The 9,062-nt window shown below is 66.2% G+C and carries 9 protein-coding genes; all 9 read right to left on the bottom strand.

Annotation, left to right across the window (positions count from 1 at the left end; all coding sequences use genetic code 11):
* The coding region (locus VN047_RS07420) for a DUF3035 domain-containing protein (RefSeq protein ID WP_325541487.1) at window positions 1-238 on the bottom strand (238 nt) is incomplete at its 3' end.
* A gap of 43 nt (window positions 239-281) precedes the next feature.
* The gene (gene lspA, locus VN047_RS07415; protein WP_325541486.1) at window positions 282-803 is read right to left on the bottom strand and encodes a signal peptidase II; all 522 of its coding nucleotides are present in this window, start codon (window positions 801-803) and stop codon (window positions 282-284) included.
* Window positions 800-3,694 carry an isoleucine--tRNA ligase gene (ileS, locus tag VN047_RS07410; RefSeq protein ID WP_325541485.1) on the bottom strand — a complete coding sequence of 965 codons (2,895 nt, stop codon included), beginning with the start codon at window positions 3,692-3,694 and terminating at the stop codon, window positions 800-802. Before ileS ends, lspA begins: the two co-directional genes overlap by 4 nt.
* A gap of 172 nt (window positions 3,695-3,866) precedes the next feature.
* Window positions 3,867-4,913 (bottom strand): glycerophosphodiester phosphodiesterase family protein, encoded by a 1,047-nt coding sequence (locus VN047_RS07405; RefSeq protein WP_325541484.1) that lies wholly within the window; start codon window positions 4,911-4,913, stop codon window positions 3,867-3,869.
* A gap of 177 nt (window positions 4,914-5,090) precedes the next feature.
* Window positions 5,091-6,020 (bottom strand): bifunctional riboflavin kinase/FAD synthetase, encoded by a 930-nt coding sequence (locus VN047_RS07400; RefSeq protein WP_325541483.1) that lies wholly within the window; start codon window positions 6,018-6,020, stop codon window positions 5,091-5,093.
* Complete coding sequence (locus VN047_RS07395; RefSeq protein WP_325541482.1) at window positions 6,017-7,213, bottom strand: dipeptidase; 1,197 nt, start codon at window positions 7,211-7,213, stop codon at window positions 6,017-6,019. The genes VN047_RS07400 and VN047_RS07395 overlap by 4 nt, the downstream gene beginning before the upstream one ends.
* Window positions 7,214-7,217: 4 nt before the next feature.
* Window positions 7,218-7,709, bottom strand: coding sequence for a dihydrofolate reductase (locus tag VN047_RS07390; protein WP_325541481.1), 492 nt, complete (start codon window positions 7,707-7,709; stop codon window positions 7,218-7,220).
* Window positions 7,706-8,785, bottom strand: a complete 1,080-nt coding sequence (locus VN047_RS07385; protein ID WP_325541488.1) for a 5-(carboxyamino)imidazole ribonucleotide synthase — start codon at window positions 8,783-8,785, stop codon at window positions 7,706-7,708. The genes VN047_RS07390 and VN047_RS07385 overlap by 4 nt, the downstream gene beginning before the upstream one ends.
* Window positions 8,785-9,062, bottom strand: a 278-nt coding sequence (locus VN047_RS07380) for an AIR carboxylase family protein (RefSeq protein WP_325541480.1), incomplete at its 5' end; no start/stop codon positions are given. The genes VN047_RS07385 and VN047_RS07380, both read right to left, overlap by 1 nt.

Here is a 9,062-nt window from a genome sequence, read left to right as displayed (position 1 = left end):
GCGGCGATGCGCCGCCGAAGAGCGCGCGGAGCGTCTGTTCGGCGGTCGATTCGCCGCCCGGACGCGCGGTGCCCGGCGCCGGCGGCGAGAGCGAGAAATCGGGCGGCACGACGAGGGGGGCCTGACGCGACACCATCATCTCGTCGGGACGGTCGCGGCTGAACAGGCTGTTCGACCCGCAGGCCGACAGGGTGGTGGCGAGAATCGAGGCTGCCAGGATGGCGGTGGTCCGGTTCACTTGACTTAAACTCCTATGCGCCCCGTTTAGTCGGCGCCCCCAATTAATCGACGGACGGCCTGACGTCCGCGCTCCCGGCCTTTTCGCCCAAGAGCAGCGCGCGCGCAACCAGCAAAAGCACGCCGAGCGTAATGCACGCATCGGCGACGTTGAAGATCATGAAGGGGCGAAAATCGCCGATGTGCAGGTCGGCGAAATCGACGACATAACCAAAGCGCACGCGGTCGACGATATTGCCGAGCGCGCCGCCGAGGATCATCGCGAGCGCAATCACATCGCCCTTCGCCTGCTCACGCGTCATCCAGAAGGCGACCGCGGCGGCGACGAGCGCGGTGACCGCGACGAGCGTCCAGCGCGTCGTGTCGGTGCAGCTGGCGAACATCGACAGCGAAATGCCGCAATTTTCCGCCCAGGTCAGGTTGAAGAAGCTCGTGATCTCCATCATCCCCTTGGGTTCCAGCGACAAGGGGACGGTGACGACCCATTTGACGGCCTGGTCGAGGACGAAGGCGAGGGTCGCGAACAACAGGCCGAAGCCGAGGTGGGGCGAACGTTGGCTGCTCATGCCGCGTCCAATACCGTGTCGCAGCGATTGCACAAGCTGCCGTCGGCCTCGACCTCGGGCAGATGGCGCCAGCAGCGGCCGCATTTGTGGTTTTCGGTGCGGGTGACGGTGAGTTCGTCGCCCGCGCGCGCGACCGACACGATGAAGATTTCCTCGAGCGCCGCCGGATCGAGCGTCGGATCGGGGATCGTGACCTCGGCCTCGAGGCTCGAGCGGATCGCCTTTTCGCGGCGATAGGGTTCGATCGCTTCGGTCACCGCCTCGCGCTGCGTGCGGACGTTCGCCCATTTCGCGGCGAGCGCAGCGTCGTTCCATGCGGCGTCGACGCTCGGCCATTCGAGCAGATGCACGCTGCCCGCATCGGGATAACGCGTGCCCCAGACTTCCTCGGCGGTGAAGACCAGCACCGGGGTCGCGTAGCGGACGAGCGCATGGAAAAGCGTGTCGAGCACGCTGCGGTACGCGCGGCGGGTGTCGGTGCCGAGCGGCGCGGCGGGGCCGAGGTCGCAGTAGAGGACGTCCTTGCGGATGTCGAAATAGAAGGCCGACAGATCCTCGTTGCAGAAATCGGCGAGCAGGCGCGTGTAGCCGTTGAAGTCGAAATCATCGACCGCCCGATGCATCTTCGCGTCGAGGTCGGCGAGCAGGCTGAGCATATAGCGCTCCAGCTCGGGCATCGCCGCGACGTCGGTGACGCGTTCCTCTTCGCTGAACCCGTCGAGCGCGCCGAGCAGGTAACGGAAGGTGTTGCGCAGCTTGCGATACTGGTCGGCGACGCCTTTGAGGATCTCGTCGCCGATGCGGTGGTCCTCGGTGAAGTCGACGCTGAGCGCCCACAGGCGGATGATGTCGGCGCCGTTGGTTTCCATCACCTTGACGGGGTCGGTCGTGTTGCCGAGCGACTTCGACTGTTTGAAGCCCTTGCTGTCCATCGTGAAGCCGTGCGTCAGCACCGCCTTGTACGGCGCCTGTCCGCGCGTGCCGCAGCTTTCGAGCAAGGACGACTGGAACCAGCCGCGATGCTGGTCGCTGCCCTCGAGATAAAGGTCGGCGCTGTGGGTCGAGCCGTCGTGGCGGACGAGCGCGGGCCAGCGGCCGCTTTCGAGCACAAAGACGTGGGTGCAGCCCGAATCGAACCAGACGTCGAGAATGTCGGTGATGCGTTCGTAGTTTGCGGCGTCGTATGCGTCGCCGAGATATTCCTGCGCGCGCGCGTCGTTCCATGCGTCGACGCCGCCCTCGCGGACGGCTGCGACGATGCGGTCGTTCACGACCGGATCGTTGAGATACTGGCCGGTCTTGCGGTCGACGAAGAGCGTGATCGGCACGCCCCACGCGCGCTGGCGGCTGAGCACCCAGTCGGGGCGCCCCTCGACCATCGACCCGATGCGGTTGCGGCCCTTGGCGGGGACGAAGCGCGTGTCGTCGATCGCCTGCATCGCCGCCTGCCGCAAGGTCGGGGCGTCGCAGAGATCCTCCTCGTGCGGGTTGAGCGCGCCGCCCTCATTCTCCCAGCGCTTTTCGCGCGGGGTCTTGGGCTCGATATGCGTCATCACCTTGTCCATCGGCACGAACCATTGCGGCGTGCAGCGATAGATGACCTTCGCCTTCGAGCGCCAGCTGTGCGGATAGCTGTGCTTGTAATCGGCGCTGGCCGCGAGCAGCCCGCCGGCTTCGCGCAGGTCCGAGCAGATCGGGCCGTCGGGGGCGTTGAATTTGGGGTTGATCACCGATCCCTGACCGCCGAGCCAGCCCCAGTCTTCGCGATATTTGCCGTCGCCCTCGACCGCGAACACGGGATCGAGCCCGTTCGCCTTGCAGAGGTCGAAGTCGTCTTCGCCATGGTCGGGCGACATATGGACGAGCCCGGTGCCGCTGTCGGTGGTGACGAAATCGCCCGCGAGGAAGGGGCGCGGACGCGCGAAGAAGCCGCCGAGCGCGTGCATCGGGTGGCGGGCGATGGTGCCGGCGAGGTCGGAGCCTTTGAAGCGGCGCTCGACGATGCCGTCCGAAAGATAGGAAAAGCCTTCGCTCGACTGGTCGAACCGCTGCTCGGCGACAATGTAGCGGTCGCCATATTGGGTACGATAGACGATATAATCGATCTCGGGACCGTAGGCCAAAGCCTGGTTGACCGGGATCGTCCAAGGCGTCGTCGTCCAGATCACCGCATAGGCACCGACCAGCTCGGCAATCGGGCTTTCCGTGATCTCGAACGCGACATCGATCTGCGTCGAGACGATATCCTCATATTCGATCTCGGCCTCGGCGAGCGCGGTCTTTTCGACCGGCGACCACATCACCGGCTTGGCGCCGCGATAGAGCATGTCGTTGGCGGCGAATTTGAGCAGTTCGCGGACGATCGTGGCTTCGGCCTCATAATCCATCGTGAGGTACGGATGGTCCCAGTCGCCGCCGATGCCGAGGCGCTTCAGCTGCTCGCGCTGGGTGTCGACCCAATGCTGCGCATAGGCGCGGCATTCGGCGCGGAATTCCTCGACGGGAACCTCGTCCTTGTTGAGCTTTTTCTTGCGATATTGCTCCTCGACCTTCCACTCGATCGGCAGGCCGTGGCAGTCCCAGCCGGGGACGTAGGGCGAATCCTTGCCCTTCAGCGTCTGGGTGCGGACGACCATGTCCTTCAGGATATGGTTGAGCGCATGACCGATGTGCATGTCGCCATTGGCGTAGGGCGGGCCGTCGTGGAGGATGAACTGCTCGCGGCCCTTGCGGCTTTCGCGAATCTGCCCTTCCAGATTGCCTTCGATCCATTTGGCGAGAATCAGCGGTTCCTTCTGCGGCAGGCCGGCCTTCATCGGAAAGTCGGTCCTGGGCAGGAAGACGGTGTCGCGATAATCGCGCTGTTCGGCGGTGGGCGTGCTGTCGGTCATGGGCGGCCGCTTAGCGCAGATTTGTGCGGGAGCAAAGAAATTGGGAGCGGGATGATACCCGCCATAATACACACTTCGTCACCCCGGACTTGATCCGGGGTCCAGCTGAGCACCGTTGACAAGCGGGACCCCGGATCAGGTCCGGGGTGACGATGAAATTATAGGACGGTTGCTACTTCTGCCGCGGCCGGAGCGCGGGACCGACCTCGCGGATATCCTCGACCCAGATATAGCCGTTGAAACTTGCGGGTACCTTCGCGAGCTGTTGCGGCGTCGTCAGGCCTTCGTTCGACTTGCCGCTTTCATAGGGGCCGAAGACGATCACCCGCGCGCCGACGCTGTCCATGCGCTGGATCAGCCGGTCGGGCCAGCCCCAGAACGCCCATTGATAGTTGATCGGGATCGCGATCACGCCGTTCCGGCAGCTTTCGGGAACGATCCCGGTCCAGCCCCAGGTCACATAGTCCTTGCTGCACGCCAGCGCTTCGCGCCTCAGGTCGAACGACCAGTTGTCGGGCAGCAACTCCCGCATGCGCTTCACCGGGCGTTCGGCGCCATAGAAGGCGTCGCCGATCCTTGCGCTGTCGCGGCCCGCGGCTTTCAGGATCGCGAAAAGCTGGTCGGCCTCGCGCGCATCCTTCGATTTGAAGTTGAAGAGGATCGGGTGGACGGGGAGCGCCGCAAGACCCTCCTCGACGGTCGGCATCTTGCCGATACCCTTGCCGCGCAACGGGAAGGTCCGGCCGCCGTCGGCGGTATAGCCATAGCCGATGTCGAGCGCCTTGAGCTCTGCCAGCGTCAGGTCGCGCGTGTCGCCCTTGCCGTCGGTGCGGCAATCGACGGTCCAGTCGTGGAACAGGACCATGCGGCCGTCCTTCGTCGGCGCGACGTCGACCTCGACCATGTTGGCGCCGAGCCCGATCGCCCAGCGCATCGATTCGGGGGTGTTTTCGAACACCTCGTGGGTCGGCGGCAGCGCGTGCGCGGCGGTGCAGGTGTCGCGGCCGACAGCGGCGCGCTTGTCGTAGAGGTGGTAGACGCCGCGGTGCGCAATGAGCTTCGGCTTGCCCACGGGGTCGGGTGCGAGGAAGCTGGCGTTCGACAGCGTGAGCCAGCCGACGAGCGCGGCGAAGAGCCAGAGCGCGATTTTGGTGCGCCGCTTCATCGGCTTTTTCGGCGGGCCTTCGAGCGCGGCGGCCCAGTCTTCACTGTCGGTCATCGATCCCCCTAACTCCCTCTCCCCTCGCGGGAGAGGGCAGTGAGACTTGCGAGCTTGCTCGCTAGTCGCAGCGGGAGAGGGGGTGTGCCCTATCGATAAGACGCAGCCCCCTCTCCCAGCTTCGCCTAGGCAGCAAGCTGCCAAGGCTGCGCAACCCTCTCCCGCAAGGGGAGAGGGCTAGATGCGCGCCAACAACCCCTTCGCCTCGTCGCAGTCCGCCGCAATCTGCGCCATCAGCGCGTCCATATCGTCGAATTTCGCCTCGGGCCGGATGAAGGCGTGGAAGGCGACGTCGATTTCCTGCCCGTAAAGATCCTCGGCGAAATCGAAGAAATGCGGTTCGAGCAGTTCCTTGGGCGGGTCGAAGCTGGGGCGGATGCCGAGGTTCGCGGCGCCCTTCAGTACGCGTCCGTCGGGAAGCCGTCCGGTGACCGCATAGATGCCGTAGCGCGGGCGCAGATATTGCCCCATTTCGAGGTTCGCGGTCGGGAAGCCGAGCAGGCGGCCATTCTTGTCGCCGTGCCGGACCACATTGCGCACCGTGAAGGGACGCGTGAGGAGGCGCGTCGCGGCGGCGCAGTCGCCCGCCTGCAGCGCCTCGCGGATACGGCTCGACGAGATGACTTCCTCGGCATCGTCGACGGGCGCGACCATTTCGGTGAAGAAGCCGAGGCGGCGCGCATGGTCGGCGAGCGTGACGACATTGCCGCCGCGACCCTTGCCGAACACGAAATCGGCGCCGGTGACGACGCCCGCGGCACCGTAGCGGTCGAGCAACAGCCTGATGATGAAATCCTCGGCCGTCGTGCCCGCGAGCGTGGCGTCGAACGGCAGGACAAGCATCGCGTCGGCGCCCGCCGCGGCGAACAGCTCCTGCCGCTGGTCGAGCGTGGTGAGGCGGAAAGGCGGCACGTCGGGTTTGAAAAAGCGCACCGGATGCGGGTCGAAGGTCGCGACGATCGCGGGGCGACCCTCGTCCTGCGCGTGGCGCACCGCGCGGCCGACGACCGCCTGATGTCCCGCGTGGAATCCGTCGAAATTGCCAAGCGCGATCACCCCGCCGCGCAAGGGCTCGTCGATCCGGTTATGGCCGTCGAGGCGGATCACGGCGCCAAAGTGGTCGAGGGGGGCGGCGCGAGGGGCACGAGGCCCGCCTTCAGCACGCGGATGGCGTTGCCCCCCATCGCGGCGCGGATTTCGTCGTCGCTGAACCCGGCGTCGATCAACGCCTGCGTTACCTGTACGAGTTTCGAGGTGTCGAAACGCACGGTCGTGGCGCCGTCATAATCACTGCCGAGCGCGACATACCGGATGCCGACGAGGTCGCGGACATGTTTCATCGCCTTTGCGATGCTCGCGGGCGAGGTGTCGCAGACCGCGGCGTCCCAATAGCCGATACCGATCAGCCCGCCGGTCGCGGCGACGCCCCTGATCTGCTCGTCGGAAAGGTTGCGGTTGACCTTGCACGTCGCCTGCACCCCGCCGTGGCTCGAGACGACGGGACGGCGCGCCACCTCGAGAATGTCGGCGACGCACGCGTTCGAGCAATGCGCGATGTCGACGATCATGCCCTTCGCCTCCATCGTTTCGACCAGCTGGCGGCCGAGCGGGGTGAGCCCGCCCTTCTTCAGCCCGTGCATCGACCCGGCGAGATCATTGTCGAAGAAATGGGTGAGTCCCGCCATGCGGAAGCCGGCGGCGTAGAGCTTGTCGAGGTTCGAAAGCTTGCCTTCGAGGCCGTGCAGCCCCTCGATGCTGAGCATCGTGCCGACCGGCGGGGCCTTGCCGCGCCGCGACGCAAGCAGCGCGTCGATATTTTCGGGCGCGGTGACGGCGCGCAGCATGCCGTTCGATGCGGCGACCGCGCGGTGCAGCTTTTCGGCGTGCCAGAGCGAGCGTTCGAGCAGCGAGTTCCACGTGCGAACCGGCTGGAGCTGCGCAATCACGAGGGCGGTGATATTGTCGGTGTCGCCGCTGTTGGCGTCGTAATTCTGGCCCTTCGGCGACTTGGTCGTGCTCGCGAGGACTTGCAGCGCGACATTGCCGTCCTCGAGCCGCGGCAGGTCCATATGGCCGCGGTCGGCGCGATCGAGGAAGTTCCGGCTCCACAACAGGGTGTCGCTGTGCAGATCGACGATCGTCAGCGTCCGGTGCAGCGCCTTTGCGCGTTCGCTGACTTGCGGCAGCGGCTTGCCGTCGACCTTGTTCATTCCGCGCTCGAGCATGCCGGGGGCGAGGGTGAAAAAGGCGAGCGCGGCGACCGCGACAATGAGCAATATGCCGATCAGCCAACGACGCATGGGCCTATTTCCTTATCAGTGTGACGAAGCTGTACGCCGGGCGGCCGGCATCGTCGGCGGGATGATCCTCGCGTGCGGTCTCGTGCCAGTCGGCGGCGGCGGGATAGTCGATGATTGCGTCGCCCTTCGGTTCGAGCGCGACTTCGGTCAGCTCTATACGGTCGGCCAGCGGCAGGAAGAGGCGATAGATTTCGGCGCCGCCGATCACCATCACGTGCGGCGCGTTGGCAAGCTTCAGCGCCTCCTCGATCGTCGCCACCGGCTCGGCGCCCTCGTCCTGCCATTCGGGGTCGCGGGTCAGGACGATATGTCGGCGGCCTTCGAGGATCGCGGGCAGGCTGTCGAAGGTCTTGCGCCCCATGATCATAGGGCGCCCCATCGTGATCTGCTTGAAGCGGCGGAGGTCGGCGGGCAGGTGCCAGGCCATCTTGCCGTCGGCGCCGACCACGCCATTGGCGGCGCGCGCGAGGACCAGCGTGATTTCGGGACGATTCATGCGGGAGGGGCTCCGACCCAGGTTGCGTGGCCGAGCTTGCGGCCGTCGCGGACCTCGGCCTTGCCATAATGATGGACGTGACACGCGGGATCGGCGAGCAGCGCGGGCACCGTCTCGATCCCGCCGCCGATCAGATTGTGCATCACGACCGGGAGGGCCGCGGTGTCGGTGCTGCCGAGCGGCAGGCCGGCGACGGCGCGGATGTGATTTTCGAACTGGCTGGTGACCGCGCCCTCGATCGTCCAGTGACCGCTGTTGTGGACGCGCGGCGCCATTTCGTTGAATATCGGGCCGTCGGCGGTGGCGAAGAATTCGCCGGTGAGGACGCCGGCATAGTCGAGTTCTTCGGCAATGCGCGCCATCAGCGCGCGCGCCTCGTCCTGCTGGTCGCGCACAGCCTGCGGCGGCGGCAGGGTCGAGGTCGCAAGAATGCCGCCTTCATGAACGTTGACGGGCGAATCCCAAAAGCGCGTCTCGCCGTCGATACCGCGCACCAGCAGCACCGAAAACTCATGCGCGAAGGTCACAAAGCCTTCGAGCACCGCCGCGTGACGGTCGATGCCATCCCATGCGGCGTCGGCCTCGGCGGCAGTCATGATGCGGGCCTGCCCCTTGCCGTCATAGCCCATGCGCACGGTCTTGAGGATCGCGGGGGCGCCGATCCGGTCCAGCGCCGCATCGAGCGATGCCCGGTCGCGTACCGCTGCGAAGGGGGCGGGGCGGCCGCCGAGCCCGGCCACGAAATTCTTTTCGGCGAGCCGGTCCTGCGCGATTTCAAGGCCCGCCACGCCGGGGCGCACCGCGACATGCCCCGAAAGGAAGCGCACCGTATCGACCGGCACATTTTCGAATTCATAGGTGACGACGTCGCAATGCGCGGCAAAGGCTGCAAGGCGCGGTTCGTCGTCCCACGCCGCCTGCGTGTGATGCGCAGCGACGTCGGCAGCGACGCTTTCGCGGTCGGGGGCGTAAATGTGAACCTTGTAGCCAAGCTGCGCGGCCGCGACGGCGAGCATGCGGCCGAGCTGGCCGCCGCCGAGGATGCCGATGATCGAACCCGGTGGCAGCAAGGCGATCAGCCCTCGCGAACGGGAACGGGGGCGACGCCGTTCGTCTGCGCCTCGCGCCACGCGTCTAGTTTTTCGGCGAGCGTTGCATTCTCGTTCGCGAGCAGCGCGGCGGCGAAGAGGCCGGCGTTGGTCGCGCCCGCCTTGCCGATCGCGAAGGTCGCGACCGGAATGCCGCCGGGCATCTGGACGATCGAATAAAGGCTGTCGACGCCGCTGAGCGCCGCCGACTGGACGGGCACGCCGAGGACCGGCACGCGCGTCATCGATGCGACCATGCCGGGCA

Source organism: Sphingopyxis sp., from assembly GCF_035565275.1.
Classification (GTDB): domain Bacteria; phylum Pseudomonadota; class Alphaproteobacteria; order Sphingomonadales; family Sphingomonadaceae; genus Sphingopyxis.
Note: the sequence above shows the minus strand (reverse complement) of the source record. Positions and strands in the feature narration are given on the sequence as shown.

Bases quoted from the DNA above. Each gene is read 5' to 3' on its own strand.
- lspA (WP_325541486.1), bottom strand. From the start codon at position 803: ATGAGCAGCCAACGTTCGCCCCACCTCGGCTTCGGCCTGTTGTTCGCG.
- ileS (WP_325541485.1), bottom strand. From the start codon at position 3,694: ATGACCGACAGCACGCCCACCGCCGAACAGCGCGATTATCGCGACACC.
- VN047_RS07405 (WP_325541484.1), bottom strand. From the start codon at position 4,913: ATGACCGACAGTGAAGACTGGGCCGCCGCGCTCGAAGGCCCGCCGAAA.
- VN047_RS07395 (WP_325541482.1), bottom strand. From the start codon at position 7,213: ATGCGTCGTTGGCTGATCGGCATATTGCTCATTGTCGCGGTCGCCGCG.
- VN047_RS07390 (WP_325541481.1), bottom strand. From the start codon at position 7,709: ATGAATCGTCCCGAAATCACGCTGGTCCTCGCGCGCGCCGCCAATGGC.